At 46.7% G+C, this 21,542-nt stretch carries 21 protein-coding genes; 4 read left to right on the forward strand and 17 right to left on the reverse strand.

All coding sequences use genetic code 11. From position 1 onward, the window contains the following. The first annotated feature begins 133 nt into the window (after positions 1-133). The 4 genes from RT717_RS04940 (at position 134) to RT717_RS04955 (ending at position 6,175) form a co-directional block, all read left to right on the forward strand. Complete coding sequence (locus RT717_RS04940; protein WP_317490623.1) at positions 134-3,172, forward strand: amidohydrolase family protein; 3,039 nt, start codon at positions 134-136, stop codon at positions 3,170-3,172. Positions 3,173-3,197: 25 nt separating this feature from the next. Further along, a complete protein-coding gene (locus RT717_RS04945; protein ID WP_317490624.1) occupies positions 3,198-4,499 on the forward strand; it encodes an amidohydrolase family protein in 1,302 nt (433 codons plus the stop codon). A 251-nt stretch (positions 4,500-4,750) separates the two neighbouring features. Then, positions 4,751-5,380 carry an SRPBCC family protein gene (locus RT717_RS04950; RefSeq protein ID WP_317490625.1) on the forward strand — a complete coding sequence of 210 codons (630 nt, stop codon included), beginning with the start codon at positions 4,751-4,753 and terminating at the stop codon, positions 5,378-5,380. 108 nt (positions 5,381-5,488) lie between these two features. After that, a complete protein-coding gene (locus RT717_RS04955) occupies positions 5,489-6,175 on the forward strand; it encodes a hypothetical protein (protein WP_317490626.1) in 687 nt (228 codons plus the stop codon). A gap of 59 nt (positions 6,176-6,234) precedes the next feature. Here RT717_RS04955 and RT717_RS04960 read toward each other — a convergent pair whose 3' ends face one another. The 17 genes from RT717_RS04960 to RT717_RS05040 form a co-directional block, all read right to left on the reverse strand. Further along, positions 6,235-6,669 (reverse strand): nuclear transport factor 2 family protein, encoded by a 435-nt coding sequence (locus tag RT717_RS04960; RefSeq protein ID WP_317490627.1) that lies wholly within the window; start codon positions 6,667-6,669, stop codon positions 6,235-6,237. Between the two features lie 20 nt (positions 6,670-6,689). Beyond that, positions 6,690-7,202, reverse strand: coding sequence for a DOMON domain-containing protein (locus RT717_RS04965; protein WP_317490628.1), 513 nt, complete (start codon positions 7,200-7,202; stop codon positions 6,690-6,692). Between the two features lie 42 nt (positions 7,203-7,244). Beyond that, positions 7,245-7,676, reverse strand: coding sequence for a MarR family winged helix-turn-helix transcriptional regulator (locus RT717_RS04970; RefSeq protein ID WP_317490629.1), 432 nt, complete (start codon positions 7,674-7,676; stop codon positions 7,245-7,247). A gap of 68 nt (positions 7,677-7,744) precedes the next feature. Further along, on the reverse strand, positions 7,745-8,368 hold the full coding sequence (locus RT717_RS04975; protein WP_317490630.1) for a GyrI-like domain-containing protein: 624 nt from the start codon (positions 8,366-8,368) through the stop codon (positions 7,745-7,747). A gap of 56 nt (positions 8,369-8,424) precedes the next feature. Beyond that, positions 8,425-8,988, reverse strand: coding sequence for an NADPH-dependent FMN reductase (locus RT717_RS04980; protein WP_317490631.1), 564 nt, complete (start codon positions 8,986-8,988; stop codon positions 8,425-8,427). A gap of 80 nt (positions 8,989-9,068) precedes the next feature. Then, a complete protein-coding gene (locus RT717_RS04985) occupies positions 9,069-12,566 on the reverse strand; it encodes an ABC transporter permease (RefSeq protein ID WP_317490632.1) in 3,498 nt (1,165 codons plus the stop codon). A 65-nt stretch (positions 12,567-12,631) separates the two neighbouring features. Further along, positions 12,632-13,303, reverse strand: a complete 672-nt coding sequence (locus tag RT717_RS04990) for a DUF2461 domain-containing protein (RefSeq protein WP_317490633.1) — start codon at positions 13,301-13,303, stop codon at positions 12,632-12,634. A gap of 84 nt (positions 13,304-13,387) precedes the next feature. Continuing rightward, on the reverse strand, positions 13,388-14,101 hold the full coding sequence (locus RT717_RS04995; protein WP_317490634.1) for an energy transducer TonB: 714 nt from the start codon (positions 14,099-14,101) through the stop codon (positions 13,388-13,390). Positions 14,102-14,287: 186 nt separating this feature from the next. Continuing rightward, complete coding sequence (locus RT717_RS05000; protein WP_317490635.1) at positions 14,288-14,719, reverse strand: DUF5655 domain-containing protein; 432 nt, start codon at positions 14,717-14,719, stop codon at positions 14,288-14,290. Positions 14,720-14,731: 12 nt separating this feature from the next. After that, positions 14,732-15,307 (reverse strand): PhnA domain-containing protein, encoded by a 576-nt coding sequence (locus RT717_RS05005; RefSeq protein ID WP_317490636.1) that lies wholly within the window; start codon positions 15,305-15,307, stop codon positions 14,732-14,734. Between the two features lie 182 nt (positions 15,308-15,489). After that, a complete protein-coding gene (locus RT717_RS05010; protein ID WP_317490637.1) occupies positions 15,490-15,969 on the reverse strand; it encodes an FKBP-type peptidyl-prolyl cis-trans isomerase in 480 nt (159 codons plus the stop codon). 117 nt (positions 15,970-16,086) lie between these two features. Then, positions 16,087-16,842, reverse strand: a complete 756-nt coding sequence (locus RT717_RS05015; RefSeq protein ID WP_317490638.1) for a hypothetical protein — start codon at positions 16,840-16,842, stop codon at positions 16,087-16,089. A gap of 31 nt (positions 16,843-16,873) precedes the next feature. After that, positions 16,874-17,224: a DUF5615 family PIN-like protein gene (locus RT717_RS05020; protein WP_317490639.1), complete on the reverse strand. Its 351-nt coding sequence runs from the start codon at positions 17,222-17,224 to the stop codon at positions 16,874-16,876. Between the two features lie 7 nt (positions 17,225-17,231). Continuing rightward, positions 17,232-17,462, reverse strand: coding sequence for a DUF433 domain-containing protein (locus RT717_RS05025; protein ID WP_317490640.1), 231 nt, complete (start codon positions 17,460-17,462; stop codon positions 17,232-17,234). 404 nt (positions 17,463-17,866) lie between these two features. Beyond that, the gene (locus RT717_RS05030) at positions 17,867-18,676 is read right to left on the reverse strand and encodes a DUF4249 family protein (RefSeq protein WP_317490641.1); all 810 of its coding nucleotides are present in this window, start codon (positions 18,674-18,676) and stop codon (positions 17,867-17,869) included. 2 nt (positions 18,677-18,678) lie between these two features. Continuing rightward, on the reverse strand, positions 18,679-20,622 hold the full coding sequence (locus RT717_RS05035) for a TonB-dependent receptor plug domain-containing protein (RefSeq protein ID WP_317490642.1): 1,944 nt from the start codon (positions 20,620-20,622) through the stop codon (positions 18,679-18,681). Then, positions 20,508-21,434 carry a carboxypeptidase-like regulatory domain-containing protein gene (locus RT717_RS05040; protein ID WP_317490643.1) on the reverse strand — a complete coding sequence of 309 codons (927 nt, stop codon included), beginning with the start codon at positions 21,432-21,434 and terminating at the stop codon, positions 20,508-20,510. The genes RT717_RS05035 and RT717_RS05040 overlap by 115 nt, the downstream gene beginning before the upstream one ends. Positions 21,435-21,542 lie beyond the last annotated feature (108 nt).

Below are 21,542 nucleotides of genomic sequence, written 5' to 3' on the forward strand. Positions count from 1 at the left end.
GAAGGGCTCTATTTCATAAATAGACTAATAATTCCGACATTTTATCAACATAGCCACCTGTATAAATCCAGCCGCTATTTGATCCTCATCCTTGTATCTTCGCTCTCTTAGAAAACCAAAAAACATTGAGGACATGAAGAGATTAATACTCCTGTTTATGGGCGTAAGTATGGTCTTGTCTCAGGCACTTGCTCAGGAAAACTTTCCTGTGAATGGTGCCCAGGATAAACGGCTGAATATTTATGCTTTTACGAACGCCACCGTGGTGGTGGATTATCAAACAACATTAGCGAATGCAACATTACTTGTGAAAGACGGCTTCGTGGAAGCAGTCGGAGCGAGTGTTGCTATCCCCAAAGGCGCCATCGTCACTGACCTTGGCGGAAAATTTATTTATCCTTCTATTGTAGATCCCTACACCAGCTATGGCATGCCGGATGTGAAGCGGGGAAGGAGAAGCTTTATGGATCCACCGCAGCTTGATTCTGACCGCAAAGAAGCTTATGGCTGGAACGACGCCATCAAAGCTGACTTCGACGGAGCCAGCGAGTTTACTATCGATGCCAAAACAGCCGAGAAGTGGAGAAAGCAAGGCTTTGGCACTGTGCTGGCCTTCAGGCCCGACGGCATTGTAAGAGGAAGCGCTACCCTGGTGACGCTCAGCGATGGCCCGGTGAACGAAGTGATTGTGAAAGAAAGAGCAGCTGCCAACTATGCATTCGACAAAGGTAGCTCCACTCAAAACTACCCTAACTCGATCATGGGCTATGTGGCGTTGCTTCGCCAAACCTATTACGATGCCCAGTGGTACACATCACCCCTCAACAAGGTGCAAACCAATGTGAGCCTTGAGGCATTCAATGCCTTGCAGGGCTTGCCACAAATTTTCGAAACTGATAACAAGCTGAGACTTCTCCTGGCTGACAAAGTTGGCGATGAATTCGGCGTTCAGTACATCATCAAAGGCTCGGGCGATGAGTACCAGCGCATCAACGAAGTGAAGGCCACGAAGGCTTCTCTGATCATTCCGGTGAACTACCCGGCTGCCTACGATGTGGACGACCCCTACGATGCATTGAATGTGTCGCTTTCTCAGCTGAAACACTGGGAGCTTGCTCCTGCCAACGCCGCAACGGTAGCCAAAAACGGCATCACCTTTGCCTTTACTGCCAGCGACCTGAAAGACCCGGCTGACTTTTTGCCAAACGTGAGAAAAGCCATTAAGTATGGCTTGAGCGAGCAGGAAGCGCTGAAAGCGATTACATACACTCCTGCATCACTTTTGAAGGCAGCAGACAAAGTAGGCAGTCTGAAAAAAGGCATGCTGGCCAACTTCCTGATTACTTCGGGCAACCTGTTTGACGAGAAAACAGCTATCTACGAAAACTGGGTGCAGGGCAATAAGTATGAGGTTACAGATATGAACGCCCCCGATTATGCCGGCAACTATGAGTTGAGCTACTCAGGCAGCAGCTATACATTGGAGATTTCAGGCAAAGCAGGTTCGCAGAAGGCTAAAGTGAAAGTGAACGACTCCACTTCTGTAGATGCAAAAACAACCATTGACGGACAGAACATCAGCCTCAGCTTCCAGCCTGAAAAAAAGAAAGAGGGCAATATCAGGTTAAGTGGCTGGTTGAACGGTAAAAACTTCAAAGGCGATGGTCAGCTGGAAAACGGTGACTGGATCAAGTGGACAGCTACTTACCAGAGTGCCATTGAAGAGAAGGAGAAGAAAGAGGACGGAAACAGCGACAAAGCTCCCGACCTTGGTAAGATCATGTATCCTTTTGTTGCTTTCGGTAACGAAGAGCTTCCAACAGCCAAAACATACCTGATCAAAGGCGCTACTGTTTGGACCAGCGAAGATGCCGGCAAGCTGGAAAGCACTGATGTGTTGGTACAAAACGGCAAGATTGCGCAGGTAGGCAAGGGGCTATCCGCTCCGGCTGGCGCAGTAACTATCGATGGTGCAGGCAAGCACCTGACACCAGGCATTATCGACGAGCACACACACATTGCCCTTAGCGGCGTGAATGAGGGCTCTGAGGCTGTTACTTCTGAGGTTCGTCAGGAAGATGCGATTGACTCTGAAGACTCCGATATCTACCGTCAGCTGGCTGGTGGTGTGGTGGCTGCTCAGCTATTGCATGGCTCGGCCAACCCTATTGGCGGCCAGTCGGCATTGATCAAGTTCCGCTGGGGCGCTGCGCCTCAGGATCTGCTCATCAAAGGAGCCGACAAGTACATCAAGTTTGCTTTGGGCGAAAACGTGAAGCAATCAAACAGACCTCCTACCAGCAATATCCGTTTCCCTCAAACCCGTATGGGTGTGGAGCAGGTAATGGCGGATGCATTCACCAGAGCCGGAGAATATGATAAGGAGTGGAAAGCCTACAATGGCCTTTCAGCCAAAGCAAAGGCAACAGCTGTGAAGCCACGCAAAGACCTTGAGCTGGATGCACTGGCTGAAATATTAAACAAACAACGTTTTGTGACTTGCCACTCTTATGTGCAGCCTGAAATCAATATGATGATGAAAGTGGCTGAGCGTTTCAACTTCCGTGTAAACACGTTCACTCACATTTTGGAAGGCTACAAAGTAGCTGATAAAATGGCCGAGCATGGCGTGGGTGGTGGTACTTTTGCCGACTGGTGGCAGTACAAATACGAAGTGCGTGAGGCGATTCCTTACAACGCTGCGCTGATGACCATGGCCGGCGTAACCGTGGCCATCAACTCCGACGACGCTGAAATGGCCCGCCGCCTGAACCAGGAAGCTGCCAAATCGATCAAGTATGCCGACATGGGCGAGTTAGAAGCCATAAAAATGGTGACCATCAATCCAGCGAAACTGCTTCACCTCGACAGCAGAATGGGCAGCATTAAAGTAGGCAAAGACGCCGACCTTGTGTTATGGAACGAGCATCCGCTTTCAATTTATGCGAAGCCAGAGAAAACCATGGTAGATGGCATTGTGTACTTCGATATTGAGAAAGATGCACAAATGAGAGATGCCATTCAGGATGAAAGAGCCAGGATTATTGCCAAAATGAAGTCGGCGAAGGCTTCTGGTGCTCCAACGCAAAGACCAAGCCGTCAGTACAAGCACAGATGGGATTGCGAAGACGAATACCTTGGCGACATGATCAAAGCTTCGCAGGAAGACTAATCGTCCACTTTAAAAGCTAAACGAGATGAAAAAATTAAAATATATAATTGCTGCCTGTTTGCTGATAACAGCGCAGGCCAAAGCTCAGGTGCCTGAGCCTGTAGGGCCACAGGAAAAACCTATCCTGCTAATGAATGGCACGGCGCATATTGGCAATGGCCAGGTGATCGAAAACTCATTTGTGACTTTTGAGAACGGTAAAATCACCAACGTGGGCGATGCCACCGTTGTGCGGTTAGACATGACCAAGTTTGAAGTGATCAATATTGCAGGCAAGCATGTATATCCGGGCTTGATTCTGCCTAATACAGTGCTCGGTTTGGAGGATATTTCTTCGGTGCGAGCGTCTATTGACAGCGAGGAAGTTGGCGACTTGAATCCACATGTAAGGAGTCTGGTTGCTTACAATACAGATTCTGAAGTGATTGCTACGTTGCGCTACAACGGCATTTTGCTTGCGCAGAGCACCCCTCAGGGCGATCTGGTTACGGGCACTTCTTCCATTATGATGCTGGAAGGCTGGAACTGGGAGGATGCTCAGTACAAAGCCGACGATGCCATTCACCTGAACTGGCCTACCAAGACTTTTGCACCACGCTGGTGGATGGGCGAGACGGAGCCAAGAAAGAACCCTAATTACCAGTCGTCTATTGACAAGCTGGAAAAGTTTTTTGCTGACGCAAAAGCCTACAGCGAAGGACAGCCCGCCGTGACCAACCAAAGACTGGAAGCGATGAAAGGCTTGTTTACCGGAGCGCAGAAGCTGTTTGTTCATGCCGATAGGAGGGTGGAGATCATGGAGGGTATTCAGTTTGCCAAGGCAAGTGGTGCCACCAGCATCGTTCTTGTGGGCGGAACCGACGCAGGCAACTGCATCGATTTTCTGAAAGACAACAACATTCCGGTGTTGCTGACAGATGTGCACAGAATCCCAGGCAGAGAGGATGAGGACTATGACCTGGCCTACAAGCTGCCGGCCATTCTTTCAAATGCAGGCATCAAAGTAGGTTTGACGTATGAAACGCTTCATGGCTCAAGGAACCTGCCTTTCACAGCAGGAACAGTAGCAGCCTATGGCGGTATCAGCAAAGAGGAGGCATTGAAGATGATTACTTCTAACACTGCGCAGATACTGGGCATCGATGGCACGACGGGTACCTTGGAGAATGGCAAGGATGCCAATATCGTGGTGTCAGAAGGAGATATTCTCGACATGCGCACCAGCAAGGTGACCAGTGCCTTTATTATGGGCAAAGGCATCATATTGGATGGCAAGCAGCAAATGCTGTACGACCGCTTCAAGCGGAAGTATGAGTCGCAGAAATAGATCGCATCTGTGATGTGAGTGAAGAGGCTGTCTCAAAAGCCCGACAATCGGAGAGGAATGTCACATTGAGCCTGTCGAAATGCTTAGGAGCGTTTAACGCCAAGGTTTCGACAAGCTCAACCTGACAGTCGATTTGGGCTTTTGAGGCAGCCTCTTTTTATACTTGATTGTAAGAAATAAATTTTTTATTCACGAACAGCAACTATTTTTGCGCCCGTTCGTCATTGTGATATTATTATCATTTTGTTAAAATGTTGAAGTTCGTTTCCGCTGCTATCCTTTTTGCATCGTCCTGGTCTGTTGCCCCGGACAAAACTGATGTTGCCAAAGAAGCCGGCTTTAAGCAGGTGTATGCCAGGGAAAACATCACCCTTCACGAGCGGCCTATAGTTAACAGATATGGTGTTGATGTTCGGGAGGTGAAAGCGGTCTTTACTGCCAAAAGTAGTTCTGCGGTGGTGGTAGAGATGCTGAGAAATGCGGATAAGGGAATACAGTGGAATATTGGTGCCGGTGCCTACGACGTGCTCAACAACGAAAAACTGACCTGGGTCACTTATATAGAGTACGACCTGCCCTGGCCACTGAACGACCACGATGCAGTGCTACGCCACTCCCTTATTGAAAAGGGTAATATTATTGAGGTGGCTATTGAAAGTGTGGACGACGTCCTTCCTTTGAAGAAAGGCGCCGAAAGGATGGAACAGGTACAGGGAAAATGGACGATCCGATCTTTGGGGTTTGACGTAGTCGAAATCAGCTATCAGGTCAGCACCAAGCCAAGCGCCGTACCACGGCTTATCACAGATCCCATCGTTCACTATCAAATGACCAAGTCGATGAGTGCGCTTAGAGAGCTCCTTGAGCAGGCGTCCATCTAATTGGTCTATCCAATATATTTTACAGCCCGTCATTGTAAATATACAGTTCAGCATTTCTTTGTGGTATAGCTATTTTCTGTTGAGTTTCTTTGATGAAAAGGAAATACAATGGAAAAATTCATGCTCATTTCTCACGCCTCTGCTGGCGCAATGGTTTTACTCACGGGCCTGCTCAATTTCATCAATAAAAAGGGCGGGAAGCTCCATAAAAAGCTTGGAATCACCTACGTCCTTGGCATGGCGTGGATATTTGTCTCGGCTATTCTGATAATCACGTTCTACCGTTTCAGCGCCTTTTTGATGGTAGTGGGGGTGGTAAGCTTCTACGCCACTTTCACAGGCTATAGAGTAACCAAACGGAAGAAGATAGGGGAGCACACCTGGGTTGACCTGGGTGCTTCGGGACTTACTATGGCTTTTGGTATGGGATTGGTGGGCTACGGATTCTATGTGGGAAGCGTGGCTGGATTTGGAGTTCCTTTGGCCATCCTTAGTTACATTTTCGGTTTTTTTACCGCTTTCGCCGCCTACAGAGATTTGGCTTTTTTACTGAAGCCGAAGGAAGAGACCTACAAACTGTGGTGGTTGCGTCAGCACATAAGCGCCATTGGCGGGAGCTATATTGCAGCCATTACAGCTTTTGCAGTGCAAAACGGTGACCGTATCATGGGGGGCTCGCAGTATCAATGGCTGCTTTGGCTTATCCCGACCGTGATTTTTACGCCAGCGATCGTTTTCTTTCAACGAAAGCTTAAAACAAAGAAGGAACACATTACCGTATCTGCTGGGGCATAAATTGGAGGCTGCCTCAAGGCATTGACTATAAGCCAGTGGTAGAGACAGCCTCGCATTGTTTAAATCACGTTTGGCAGGTCAGCTACCAACTTCCACTTGCCTTCCCTGGTCAAAACCAGGAGCAGGGTAGAAACAAATGTCATCTTGCTGCCCTTAAAGCTCACCAGAGCGCTGGCAGTATTTCCGTTGATGGTCACATTGGAAATAGTTACCTCTCTTTTGTCTCCACCAAATTCTTTGTTTTTGATTTTGGCCAGGTAAACCTCTCGAGGCATAATTGCAACTCCTTCTGCTCCAAAGAGCCTGTTCATAACTACCCTGAAGTGGGTGTCCAGTACTTCTTCAAGGATAATCGGATCTTGATAGTCGGCCGCCGTTGCGAATTGCATGATCGTCTTTTTCACCTCTTCCACGTCAGTTTCCTGCGCCTGAGCAATACTAAATACCATAGTACCAAATACGGTCATCATAATGTTTGAAATGTTTGTGTTCATGATTAGAAATTGTTTGAGTTTTACAATTGAATTGTTGTTTGTGTTCGCATGACCGAATGATGCTGGAAGTCATCTTCAAGGCTAAAGGCCATTAATAGTGTGTAGTGTGTGCCTGGCTCTAAATTCTTGCGGTAGGCGTCAATTGCCTCTATAGGCAATGAGAACCTGATGACTGTCCCGTCTTCATTTTCCATGCCTTCAATAGCGTCGACCAATACGGGAGCTCCGAAAGTTTCAATGGGCCGATAGTCTCCTGGGTCGACAACAAAGTGTTCTTTCACTGTCGCCAAGTTGTTGGCTACCCTACCCATGATGAGGTAGGTGTTCTTCAATTGATCCGCCTCATTGAAGCCGATGGCTACCCACCCGATTGTTGGAGCTTTCATTTCGAAATGCACCCGGTTGTTCCTATGGGTCCAGCTAACTTCCAGTCCCTTTCTGCGAACAGTGTTGGGGGCGTTTGAAAGTCCGGAATCAAACAGCACGGCAGCAATACCGCAAAGAATACCTAACACTGTAATAATTAGTTTCATATATATCAATTATTGATATATCAATTATTTAGTCAAATTTTTTTATACCATATTCCCCTGGATTCTTAAAAGCATGTCCTTCAATTTACCGACCTCCTTTTTTGAGAACCCTTCCAGGCTTTTGGCCCGGTGACTTTGTACCATATCCATATGCTTATTGATGAATTTTTGGCCTTCTTTGGAAACAGTAATCATGTATTGCCTTCTGTTACCTTCTATAGCTTCCCTTTGAATAAGGCCTTTCTTTTCCAGTAAATCCAGCATTCTGGTAATGGAAGCCGGATCTTTGATTGATTTCTCGGCCAGGTCACGCTGCGAAAGACCTGGATCTGCTTCGATCACTTTTAGCAATACCCATTGGTCGACAGTGATGCCCGCACCTCTCTTGTCCAACTCCTTTTGCGAGTATTGCTTGGCCAGCTTGTTAGTTTGGTCGAGCATGAAGAGCACAACTTGCGACAAATCATCTTTCATTATTGATACATCAATTATTGATATTCAAATTTAGAGATGATCTGCTTAACGAGAAAGTTTTGAAAAGGTTATTTTACCGGCTCCCGCAAAATTGTTTTTAATTTATCCGGGGCTGTTTTCCTAAAGTCCGACAAATAGATCTCATGGTGCAGGCCGTTTCGTTTTAAATTATTGGCTTCAATAAAACCCTGTAGTTTGCCCAGGCTTTCGGGCTCTTTGTCAAACGGCCCAACGTGAAGGATTTGCACAACATTACCTTCGTTCATTTCGAAGTACTTAACCTGTCTTGCCAGTTCCATTCCCTTTTTGCTAACAACATTGGATGCCGCAGTGGCAACATTCCCTTTTTCCACAAACTCTGGCAGCCTTATGAGCAGACGAAACATCCACTCTGACCTTGGGATTTTGGTAGGAGCGTCTGTCATGGATACCCCGCCATACTTATCCTCATCAAACCACCATTGCCCTTCCAGCTTTGGCACGACGAAGTCCTTTTCCGCAGCTTTCCAATCAAATTTAATGATGTAGGCGACCGAGTAGAGAGCCTCTATGCATTCAGCAAAACCTTTTGATGACGGATCGCCCTGGCCAGCAATGGAAAGATATTGCGCTGGCGCTAGCGTGACTAGCTCAGGCTTTTGTTTGGCTGTATAATATGTTTTGTCGATTTTAGAAAGATCAATCTTCGTCATTGCTGCGCTTCGTTGTTACAGGAAGCAAAAAGGCGCTGGTCGCTGACAACCTTATGTCAGTGTGAGTCAGTTTTTTTGACACATTTGTTAGCCAGCGACTGAAGAACTTTGGTAAGGAGAGTAGAAAGGGTGGGATCCGTAATTTTTCCTTCAAGTGAAAATCGTTGCCTGATGGCCGAAATCGTTGAGGTGGTACTTTCGTCAAAATCAGCGTTTTGGGCTTTCATTGTGAGGAGGAGCGTGGAGAGCGCATTTTCGCCGCCCATCATGGAAGGAGAGTAGCTAAATGCCGCCAATGGCTTGTGGTAAACCTCTCCGCTGCCCACGAGCCAGTCCAATGCATCTTTTAGCACACCAGGCATTCCAAAAGCATACTCTGGTATGCAGATAATGACGGCGTCGGCTTGTTTCCAGAGATTTCTCCAGGCCAGCACTTGTTCGTTTGTCGTACTGTCCGATAGTTGTGGGTTGAAGTGGGGGATGTCGCCCAGCCCTTCAAAAACGGTGAATTGAAATCGAGAATCAGCCAGCTGCTCAATAGCTTGCAGGAGCCTCCCTGCGGTTGCGCCAGGGTTGATGCTACCTGAAATCGCCAATACTTTCACGGTCTTACTTTTCATAAACGCAAAAATGAATGTAGCCGACAAGTTGATTTGTCGGCTAAATGTCATGTCAACGAAAACTGTTCCGGATAGTTTGACTATTCGTATCGCAAGGCGTGACTTGGATTCACCGTTACCGTTTTTAGTACGGCGAGCGTCACACTCAAGCTGGCGATAGCGAGGATAATAGTGATAGTAATGGCGTAGGGAAGCAGGCCGATGGGCACTCTATAGGCAAAGCCAGTCAGCCATTCGTTCATAGTGAAATAAGCAACTGGCAAACCGAGTACGAAGGCTATGGCAATCAGCTTCAGAAAACTGAAATTTTCCTGCCAAAGCAGATTGCCAACAGAAGCTCCGAGGATCTTTCTTACGCCCATCTCTTTGGTGCGCTGCACCATCATCAAATAAGCCAGGCCAACAAGTCCCATGGCGGCAAGCAATAGTGCGATGGCAGCGAACAGGTTGAAAACTTTTAAAGCCTGCTTTTCAGCTTCGTAAAGCTGCTGGTTCTTTTCATCGAGGAAATAGGCCTCGTAACCAAATTTATCGTCGAAGGTATCGTAGATATTACCGATCTGAGAGACAGCCTGCTGAACATTTGCGCCCTCCAGTTTCACGAGCAGATAGTTGAGCTGGTTGTAGTTAATGGTAATTAAAAGTGGTCTGATGGGAACATGCATCGACTGGAAATGAAAGTCTTTTACAATGCCGACGACCATTCCATCTACGGTTGCGTCTTCGTCATCCCACATAAGGCGGGTGCCAATCGGATCCTCAAGACCAAGATTTTTAGCTGCTGTTTCATTAATAATATAGCTTCTGCCCAGAGAATCGAGCCCATTCGACTTATCGAACCACCTGCCGGCCACCAGATCCAGCTCCAACGGCTTGTTGCCATCGAAGTCAGTGAAAATTTCAGACACATCCACATTCACATCCGGATTGCCGACTTGATACAGTCCGTTTTGGTTGAATTGAGTACCCGGAATATTTGATACCGTACCCAAGTCCTGCACGCCAGGTACTTTCCTTATTTCATTTTTAAGGGCTTCCACGCTTTCCTTTACTTCGTCAGACTTCAAGTCTACCACAAGGACCTGCTCGTCGCTATACCCAAGGGGTAGCCCTTCCATAAAGCGCACTTGCGAAATAAGAATGATACTTCCAAAAACAAGAATCGCCGAAACAGCGAACTGCACGACTATAAGCCCTTTCCTCAGCCCGGTACTTTTGGTACCGGTTACAAACTTTCCTTTCAAAATTTCTCCTGCCTTAATGCGTGACACCGTGATTGCCGGAAACACGCCTGACAAGGTGCCAATCAGCAAAGCCATGATCAATCCCAAAAGCAGGTTGGCAGGTGATAAAAGATCTGAGTAGGTAAACGCCTTTCCTGTAAGCTGCTTAAAACTATCGAAGGTGATCAAACTGAGCCCCGTCGCCAACAAAAGTGCTGCCAGGCTCGTGGTGATATTTTCCAGAAGAAACAGGGCGGTAACTTGAGCCTTATCAGCTCCTAGTGTGCGTCTTACGCCGACTTCTTTGGCACGCTCAAAAGCCCGGGCTGTCGACAGGTTGATGAAGTTGATAGCAGCAATGGCTGTGATGAACGCAATGGCTGCAAAAAGAATATAGACATAGGTAATGTTGCCGTTGGCTTCAAGTTCCCACCTTATATGGGATTTCAGATGAATGTCAGTGATCGGTTGAAGGGCAAACCGAAGCTCGCCACTCTTGAACCCGGCATACCAGTTGTCCGAAATTTGGCCCTGTGCGTGCAGCCACAAGGGTATTTTGTTTTCGAGGGCAATGGCATCAGTGCCAGGCGTAAGCCGTACATAATTGAAATGCCCATAATCGCCCCAGCCGAACCATTGATCCCCCGGGTCGAGGTACTTAAGGGTAACGTATGAAACAATAAACTGAGGATGGAAGTGCGAATTGGCAGGTGCATCTTTCATGACACCCGTGATGATGAGAGGATGCCCCTCAGTGTCAACCTGAAGCATCTTTCCCAGTGGGTTCTCGTCTCCAAAGTATTTAGCTGCCAGCGACTGCGTAATGATCAGACCACCTACTTCTTTGAGGGCGACGTCTTCGTTGCCTACGACCAGTTCGAAATCAAATACCTGAAAGAAGGTTGAGTCAGCAGCATATCCGTCCGGCTCCCGAAACATCACATCCTTTTCAGGATTGCGGATGTACATGGATTGCTTGGTGAGGCCCGGCCCATAGAGGGGGGTAAGTGTAACCGCCGCTTCCACTTCGGGGAACTCCGCCACCATAGCCTGAGCCAATGGGTGCGGCGTCCTTGTTTGTGGATTGCCCGACATGAAGGCTATTCTGTAGATGTCGTCGGCATGGTCGTGAAACTTGTCGTACGACAGCTCATACCTGAGGTAGGTGGCGATCATCAGCGCACTAGCCAGGCCAAGCACCAGCCCGGCAACGTTTATAAATGTAAAAGCTCTGTTTCGAGCAAGGCTTCTGAGGTAGACTTTAAAGAAATTAGTAACCATGATGCTTGAGTTTTGTATTTGATCAAAAGTACCATGAGTTACGTGTGAAGTGCGTATGAGAGTATGATTCCGACGTTCGAGATCATCATGTCGAACGTCACGATCCCTGTATTGCGACGGCGTGAGGCTGGTGAATTTTTTGAAAACAGTGTTAAAAGAAGACTTTGACATGTAGCCTACCATTTCGCCAATCTCCTCAATTTTCAGTGCCTTGTTCTCTTCCTTGCGGAGCAACTTTTTAGCTTCCAGCACTCTGTGGTAGGCCATCAGGTCAAAGAAACTCATGCCCTTGGTTTCGTTGATCACCTGAGAAAGCTGATGTGGCGATGCGAACACTTTTTTGGCCAGTCCGGCCAGGGAGGCGTCGGGCTCCAGTGCATATTTCTTTTCTGTCAGCTGGTGATCGAGCGCATTCATGATCCTGTATTTCTCAGGCTGATCAAGAGTTGAGCTGCCGTACTTCTGCTCGCTTTTCAATGGCTCATGTGCGCCCAGCCCCGAAAAGTACCAGGCCGATTGCGTGGAGAGCGCAAAGACGCAGAAGATGAACAGTATCTGCGGCGTTGCCAGGGGCCAGATTTCCCGCAGAACTATTGTTAATATCATGCCAGCCATCATCAGGAAGAAGAACTTCAGCCAGATGACCTTTTTGCTGCCGGAGCCAGGGGTATCGATGCCTTTGAGTCTGGAATAAAATAGATAAGTTTTGACAAGTGCGTAAGCTTCCCACGTCAAATAGATGGCTGTCACAGGCCCGGCGACTGACGGGATCATATAGCCGACAATGCCTGTAAAAAAAGGAGGCAGCAGTTGGAGGGGGTATAATCTGGGAATTGGTTTGTCAAAGAAGGTCAGCAGCAAGCTCCTGAAGAGAAATGGAGCTGGCAAAACCAGGTACATATTAAACTCTGGGTGGTAATAGAAGATTAAACTTAGGGCTGTTACCCAAACCCATGTGTAGGTGAGCCACTGTGCATAGGGGATGGCTCTTTTTCTCAGAGCGCCAAAAGCAAGCATCGTCATTTGCCCAATGGCGATCAGTAGAATAATTTCGGAGTATCCTAATTTTGGCATTTTCTGGTAATGAATGGCATGCTTTTGTGAAGACAAGCAAAACTAGCCTCCACCCGCCACATTATCTATTCCTTACTTTTATTAAGGAACTCGTCAAAGGGATGCAGTACCTTGAAGACTTTGGCAGCGTGATCTAAAAAACCGTCGGCAACAACCTGGCTGTCGCTCGGCTTATGGGTAGCCAAAAAGCTCTTTTGCCTCAAAAGCGCTATTTCCGGGTGGTCAGCATCGTATCCCTTGGGTGTTGTTTTCAGACTTTCGCCTTCAATCTGACCAAAAGTGGATTTGAAGTCTTTGCTGTCAAGTATTTTATGCAGCTCAGCTCCGTTGTAGTCTATTTCCTGTCTGATGCTCTTCAGCCAGTCTTTCTCTGGCAGATAGGCACCGCCCGCCAGCATGGAGCCGCCTGGTTCCAGATGGATGTAGTACCCGGCCCTTGTATGGATTTCAGACCTTTTAGCTGCCGCCGTCACATGGGCACCAAAGTGAGTTTTGTAGGGTGATTTGTCTTTGGAAAAGCGCACATCCCGGTAAATGCGGAAGACACAATCTTTGGCTTTGTGGTGGCCTATTGTGGGATCAAACTCAACGATTTTTGCAATAAGGGCATCGATGAAAACTTCGAATTCAGCTTTTGCGGCTTCATACCTCTTCTTGTTTTCTGTGAACCACTCCCGGTTATTGTTGTCTTTGAGTTCTTTTAGGAATTGAAAAGTGGATTTGGATATCCCTGGCATAGCGATCAGCATGGTTAGACGAATGGTTCTGATACATAAATCTAATCAAAGCTTTCAAAAGACAGAACTCACTTAAGCTTTATTCTAGTTAGTGTTCTTGACCTTTAGTGCCCGGTAGTAGTCTCTTATATTGAACGAGACAGGTAGCACCATTCTCACAAACACTGGTTGTCCGCTTTGCTTGCCGGGAGTCCATTTAGGCCCCTCTTTTATGAGCCTGATTGCCTCTTCGTTGCAGGTCTTGCACAGCCCACGCTGCACCTTGATGGCATCAATGCTGCCGTCTTTGTTAACTACAAACTGCAGGAATACCTTACCTTCTTTCTTCTGCTGAAGTGCGTCGGGCGGGTAGTTCATGTTTTGCTCCAGGTAGGTAGTGTAATTTTTCATGCCACCTACAGGCTCCGGGTTTTTGTCAACTATAGAATACACTTTCAGATCCACACCACCTTCCATTACCTGTTCGCCCCATTCGCCCAAACTCGCCTCGTACACCTTTTTTGAGGCTTGCATCAGCGAATCCTTTTTTGCGGGTTCGGGCGTTTCTCTGGAAAGGCTTTCCAGACTTTTGCTTACTGCATAGTAGAGCTGGTTGTTGGTAAAGTAGTTGTTGGAGACAATGGAATCGAACATGGCGACTACCTGCTGCCATTTGCCTTGCTTGAAGGAGGTGACAACCGTATCGATGTGTTCCAGGGCCGGGCCGGGATTGGAGCCGTTGGAACCCGGCGACGAGGCTCCTGCTGTCTGGCCAAAAGCCAACGAGGGTATCCATAGCACGAGTGCTAAAAAGGTCATTTTCAACATTAATTACAAAGATAAAAGAATGAGTCAACTAAAGCATAGCCTTAAGCTTACAGGGGGAAGAATGCCAGCCGGGGTTGGTTTTCAGATATGGTTGAACATGTTTAAAAAATTGGCTCCCAGCTTTTACGTGATGAAAACCAGAAGGTTTTAAAAAGAATAAAAACTTTTTATGGAAAATCACCAGTCGTTGAACTCCTTGTTCCCATAGTCCAGTGCCAGCTTCATGTATTTTTTCACCTCGTCGTTGATGTCGTCTTTATGCATCAGCCGTAGGTAGTGCTGATAAATCTCGCTGCCGGGTACTTCGCCGATGCGATGGAAGCAAAGGTTGTCCTCGTATTTTCTGGGCAGGGTAAGGGCTACATCAATAAACTCTTTGCCCACTCGTGGTATGTACCCAAACCTTAGTTTCGCACCAAAACCAATCTGGGTTTTGGCAGGATGCACCTCAAAGTCGCCAATTTGCTTGTACTGATCAATGAAGTAGTAAAACAGCTCTACTATTTCCGGCCTTCGTCTTTCCAGAAAGCTCTCCAGCGTGCGGTCGTTGCAGGAGTGGTACTGGTTTTCCCTGGAGAAGCTATTGTTACATAAGGGGCAAGTCCACATTTCCATTAGCAGCTAAGACTTCTTTAAGAACTTTGTTAGTAACACCAGTTGCTGGCCGTTCACTTTGCCTTCGATTTGCTCAGCATTGTCGGCGACCAGCAAAATGTTGCGGACAGCCGTCCCACGTTTGGCTGTAAAGCCGCCGCCTTTTACATCCAGGTCTTTTACGAGCACCACTGTGTCGCCATTGGCCAGGGTCATGCCGTTGCTGTCTTTGTGGACAATGACAGCCTCACCATCTTGAAGAAGGGTGCTTTGTGCCCATTTTAGTTCCTCCTCGTCCAGATACATCATGTCAAGCAGGTCCTGTGGCCAGCCTTCAGCTCTTAGACCATGAAGGATTCGATAAGCTTGTACCTTTACGGCTGGCACCTCGCTCCAGATGGTGTCGTTCAGGCACCGCCAGTGATTGGGGTCGGCTGGCTCACTTTCGTTGAGTTGGGCCTGACATTTACCACACACCAGGATGCTATTGTCGAGGGTTTCGTTCTCGCCAGGTGATACGAGATAGACAGAGAGGTTTTCTGTGGCTTGGCAAAGCTCACACTTTGATTCACTTCTTGCTTCGAGTTCAGATGCTACGCTCATGGCATTGGTTTAAGAGAGCGCAAAAATAAGGATTTTAAACGGAAGGAGGTAGCCGTGTTGATAACTGCAATTTCAATAAGAACCGTCACCTCGAGTCCCGAAGGAGAACCGACGTAGAAAGGGTCTCCCTTGAGGAAAACAGAGTCGGATCGAGGTGACGTTACTTAATATTGATTGGTTCGTTAATGATGGTGCCCACCCGGCCCATGCACATGGCCGTGAGCCAGTTCGTCTTTGCTTGCATCACGCACGTCGAGCACCTCTACTGAAAAGTTGAGTTCAACTCCTGCCAGGGCATGGTTGCCATCGATGGTAATGCCATCCATTTCCACTTTGGTGACAGTCACCACCTGCTGACCGTTTTTAGTGCCTGCATTGAACTGCATGCCTACTTCCACCTTTTGGTCACCAAAGGCTGTACGGGGCATTTTCTGGATCATTCGTTCATCACGAACGCCATAGCCTTTCTCCGGGCTCACTTTAATTTCTACTTTGTCTCCTTTTACTTTTCCATCCAGGCCTTCTTCCATTCCAGGAATCAGATTGCCAATGCCGTGAATGTATAGTAAGGGCTGATCGCCAACGCTTGAGTCAAGCGTGGTGCCTTCGTTGTCTTTCAGTGTGTAGTGGATGGAAACCACTTTTTCTTTGCCGATTTTCATTCGTTAACTTCAATTTGTGAATTAATAAAAGGTGAAAGGTAGGAAAAAAGTTTACATGAGGGCTTTTTTGAGGAGAGACTAGTTGGTGACAACTGACGCTTGATGAGCGAGAACCACTTAGTATTTATTCAGCGAATCGTAATAGTTGACGAGGGCAACCAGCCCTTCCCGGTTCTTTTTGAGCTTATTTTTTTTCGAGAAGCGAAGAAGCTCCTCATGATGACCGGGGAGCAGATTGATAAACTTCTTAAGTTTTCTGACTTCGCTCATGCCAGCATTTTCAGTTGTAAAGTAAAAGCGTTGCTCAAAGTCCTCTGCAAGAAATTTGAACCCCGCCGGAGTGCTTTCAGCTGCACTCAGATAGCTACTCCCGACAGGTACATAAATTGGCATCCTATGATTTGAACTTGCGGCATCATGCATGATACCAGGGTCCGGTTTGTAGATTTCCTTTGCGAGCAACTCATTCTGACCTCGTCTCAGTAATTCGAAAAAACCGAATCTGGTTACTCCTTTGAACTCAAATGCTTCGGAAACGAGTACCAGCTTTTCGATATGTATTTCGCTTGCGCCACTGGTGGGGCGAATCTCAAACACTTCATCGGCGCTCTTTATTTCTATTGCATCGTTGAGCTTATGATACCTCATCATCAATGTGTCTGAAGTAAGGTCGTTGCCAATCAGAATTACTCCTTTTTTGAACTGATCATCGGGGTAATATAAACCAGCAAAGTGTTGCTGGGGCTTCCCAATTGCCTTGTAGTAGGTGATATGACTTCTGTAGTCGACGATCTCTCGGTTCTGCACATCTTTGGATTGAGCGAGAACGGTGCAACTAACGCAGATAAAAATTCCGATCAAATGGGCTTTCATGGCAAGATTCTTAAAACTTCGTTGCGGAAGGTCAATATATTCTCTCTCGTATGGAACTAGAATCTATCACAGTGAGGCGGTTTGTAAAACCATGGCTAGACTCAATTAACTTAAGCAATATTTTGGCTGGGTCTTCTGGCAAGAATTCATTTAGCCGAAAATAAACCACACCATTTTTTGGTTTGTGGCCATGTTTGAAAACCAACTCGCCGTAGTCGCTATCGTGGGTGAGAATAGTTCTTTGCTCTAGTATCGCCAAAGTCATTACCCGATGGTCGTCGATTCCTGGAGAGGATTTGGCAATCCATTCGATGTCAACCCCCTTCGAGCGAAGGAATTTTACGCTTGGCCCGGGAAAATTTTCATTGGCTAAGAATTTCACTACAGGCCTAGGATCTAATTTCTACCAGTAATCCATCTTTGACGCAATCATTCAAGTAGGCGAACACTGCCTGTAAATCTTCTTTACTTAAGTGCGGATAGCTTTCCAATAGCATGTGCTCAGTCCACCCGTTTGCCAGCCGATCAAGAACGAACTCCACAGAAATGCGGGTACCCTTGATGGTGGGTTTGCCAAGTAAGATATTCTTATCAGAAACGATTCGATCTTGCCAGTTCATAGTTAAAGATACATAAAAGTTGGAATATTGGTTTCAGATAGGGAGTTGGAGATGTTTTCAAAAAGCTTGGTAGTAGTTGTGTCCTTCACAGAAAGTTGTTCCCTAGTGGGCAAAGGCCCTTGTGAGACCCTCTCATCAGTTGCTAAATCGATTTGCGATTGGAATTACCTTAAATTTGAATTCAACCGGTTGAAATGACTTTTCTTCAAAGGTTTGAAATAATTTCAAAAAGTCTTCCAAGTATAAGTTCTTTTCCGGATCCTCTCAGGGTTTTTCAGGATGGGGTATGGTACTCTACCCGGAGACTGTCTAGTACAAAGAGACAGATTGCGCCACAGTTTTACAATGTAAATGACAGTTAGAGAAAAGCGGCGTTATACCGACACTTTTTCCCCTCTGATAGACTAATTGCTAGTTACGGTTATCTGGAGTGTGTCGGGGCTTGTAGCTGTGAAAACCCCTTTTGCGTTGATTAAATTGGTTTGCGGCGCATTCAGGTTTTGAGAACTTGTGCTGTTGTTTTCGTACAATGCGGCATATTCCGGATTCAGGTGAAATATGATGATATTATGGCGACCGGTATACTGAAACTGCTGGGAATTAATTTGATAGGCATCACTTTGAATAGGTTCGTTTCTGAAAACTCTGGAAGGAGGCTCTTCTCCGCCAAAATCGTTAATAGCAGTAGGGTTGTCGTCGATATTCTCCACCACCACAAGGTAGTACGATGCGTCATCGTTGGTCCAGCTTATCTCCACCGGATCTGGAAAAGTGAAGCCTGAACCCGACCCCGGCGTAAAGTTTCCAAAGCTGGGTACATTGATGCTGGTGGCTGACTGAGTAACATCCCGGGGACTTGATGGGACAGTGGTAGAACCTGTCACAACTTGGTCTTTGTATTGAAAAGACACATTGTATGTTGTGCCAGATTTAACTAACAAATCAGAGCTGAAGTAAATACCTTCACCAGCAGATTGAAGCTGATAGCTCGTCTGGTCATCAGAAATGGTAATGGCTAGTCCGTCAATGTCATCAGTACCCACAGTAATACTTGTATCAAGAGGCACCTGATGAGAAACTTTGAGGCTTAAAGTTGCCCCTTCCGTCAGGTAGGCTTCTACGACCAACTCATCTTTAAAAGAAGGTGTGCTATCGTCGGTGCAGGCGAAAGTGAATACGCCAAGTGCTGCTAAAAGTGTTAATTTGGCTTTCATAGTTATCGGAGCTTAAGCGTTAAGGTTAGGTTGGGGGTAATGCCCAAATAAGTCACATCTGTTTCGATAATTTCTGAATCTACTATGCTGTATTGTTTGTGCCACACATTGGTGTGGTTGTATAAGTTGAAAATAGAAAAAGATAGTCCGCCAATTTCCCGCTCCTGATCGATAGAATAGAAGGAATAGGTGGCTGCCAGGTCAAGGCGGTGATAGTTGGGAAATCGAAGCGAATTCTTGTCGGTAGTGGAAAAGTAGTCGCTGGTAGTGCCATCGAGGAGTGTAATACTATAGGCCCCTGATGGTGCTGTATAGGGTCGCCCTGTGGCGTAGATCCAGGTTGCTGAGAAACTCCACCTGTTTGCACTGTAGATAGAAACTGCTTTAAATTCGTGCGTTACATCCTGGTTAGCTGGAAAGTACTCGTCCGAGTACACTGCAAATTTGTTCCGTGTTTGTCCCAGGGTATAGCTTACCCAACCTGTAAAGTCGCCGTATTTTTTCTGCACTAAGAACTCTATACCTTTTGCATAACCGTCTCCATTGTAGAAGTTCTCTTCAAGGCTGATCTCTCTGGGGCTGGTATTGAACCTAAGTGAATATTCCGACAGGCTTTGAAGCTTTTTGTAGTAGCCTTCGACGCTGAATAGAAACCCTTTGTTTTCATAGGAGCCACCGAATATGTAGTGTTCAGCAGAGCTTACAGGGATGTTTTCGTCATTTGAAAGAATCCAAAAGTCTCTTGACCCTGAAAGTATATCTTCACGTGTGATCCGGTTGGCAAATTGGTAAAATCTGCCGGTTGAAGCTCTTACAGTAAATCCCGCTGTAAGTGAATAGGAGGCGCTCAACCTCGGCTCCAGGTAGGGTTTCCCGGTCATATCAAAATAGGAGAGTCTTGCCCCCGGCACGACTGTGAGCTTATTTTCCATCAGTTTCATTTTGTCCTGCAGGTAAAAACCTGCGACAAGCCCCCGATCGTTTTTGTCGAGGATAGTCGACGTATCGTTTTGGCTGAACGTATAGTCGATGAGCAGCTTGCTGGCAAATGCGCCAAACCCGAGGTGGTGCTCATTGGACAAGTCGTACGTGTAGTCTGTCTTTAGCGAAAAATCCCGCAAATCGTTGTTTTCGAGGGTTCCGAATCTGACAGTTTGATCCTCGCTACTATCGTCTGAAGTTGAAACTGAATTTGTTCTGTCTCTATCACTGAAATAATAAGAATAGGAAGCCAGTGTCGATCCGTATAACCTGTCGGTCCAGGTGCGATTCCATTTGAGACTAAGTCCTGTATTCCCATACTTGGTCAGGTCAGTGTTCGAAACTGAAAAGTCTCTTCCGCCGCCCTGGCCGCTACCGCCACCAAAACTTGGCAAGCTGCTATTATCGAGGTCGAAGCCATTGTCAAGTTTGTCGGTGCCATTAAATACACTGAATGAGATATTATCCTTAGGCGTTAGTTTGTACGTTATTTTGGAGTTAATGTCGTAGAAGAAAGAGGAAGCTTTGGTCTGAAAATTGGCAAAGCCTTGGCCACCACCCGGCCCGCTAAAGCCGCCGCCAGTTTGGGTATTGTTCGTAGTGCTGTTGTCGTTGAATTTATCAAAGATCTTATTGTAAATAGGTCCCTTGTATGACCTTCGGGCTGCAAGGAGAAAAGTAGTTTTACCTCCAATAGGCCCCTCTACAAAGCCATTAAATCCAAGAAAGCTTATTTCGGCACCTGCATTAAAGGCTTTGTCATTGCCATCTTTTCCGGTAATTTCTGTCACGCTCGACAGCCTGCCTCCAAACCTGCTTTCAAAGCCGCCTTTGTAAAGCTGGATATCTTTTAATGCGTTGGAGTTAAAGGCAGAGAAAAAGCCATAAAGGTGATCAACCTGATACACAGTGAATCCATCGTAAAGAACCAGGTTTTGATCAGGGGTACCGCCCCTGACGTACATCCGGATGATGACTCATTACTAGCCGATATTCCCGGCATTAGCTGCAGAGCTCGCATCATGTCCTTTTCGCCCACATTGGGCAATTTACTCATTTGTTTGGGCGACATTTTTAAGAGACTCAAACCTTCCGCAGCATCAATTTGCATGAGGTCTTCCCTCTCACTTTGTACCACTACTTCCTGCAACTCCGTTGAGGCTGGCTCCACCTCAATGATGAGCCCCGATTTGGGTAAACTGGGGTTGAGCCTTATCGACGTGGTGTTATAGCCGATGTACCGCACTTCAAGCAACACCGTATCAGAAGGGACGCCCACTAAAGAGAAGAAGCCATTGGCGTTGCTTTGAGTGCCCAAAACTGACTCTTTAACTGCGATTGTGGCATAGGGCAGGTTTTCGCCACTATAAATGTCCTTTATGTAGCCTGATAGTGTAAAATTGAACGACTCAGGCGGCTCGGTCGCAGTCAGGTCGTTTGACGATGAAACCTTGATTGCAGAGGTATCAGCTTTTCTGTCGTAAATGTGGATTACTTGCTCCTGATCAATGACATATTTAAGCTTATATTCTTTGCACATTCCTGCGAGAAATGCCTCCAAAGAGGTGTTCATTCCACGAAAGGTGTACCAAATTGAGTTGGTTTCTTCGGCGTGATTCACAATGTCTACCTTCAACTCGGTGGACATTTCTTTCAGAACTTGTTCGACTTTTCCAGTATAAAGCTTGTTGCTCAGTTTTAGGTCGCTAAGTGGACGCTGTGCTGAGGCAAGTGAGTAGATGGAAGCAAGAACGCAGATTAGTAGCGCTTTCCTCATAGACATGAATCAGGTTTTGTGTAGTAAAAAAATGATGTATCGATTTGAGAGAGTTACTAAATCACAACCCGCAGCAAATTCTACGACCATTTTGGAAATCTACCGCCT

Source organism: Imperialibacter roseus (assembly GCF_032999765.1).
In the GTDB taxonomy this organism is placed as follows: Bacteria; Bacteroidota; Bacteroidia; order Cytophagales; family Cyclobacteriaceae; genus Imperialibacter; species Imperialibacter roseus.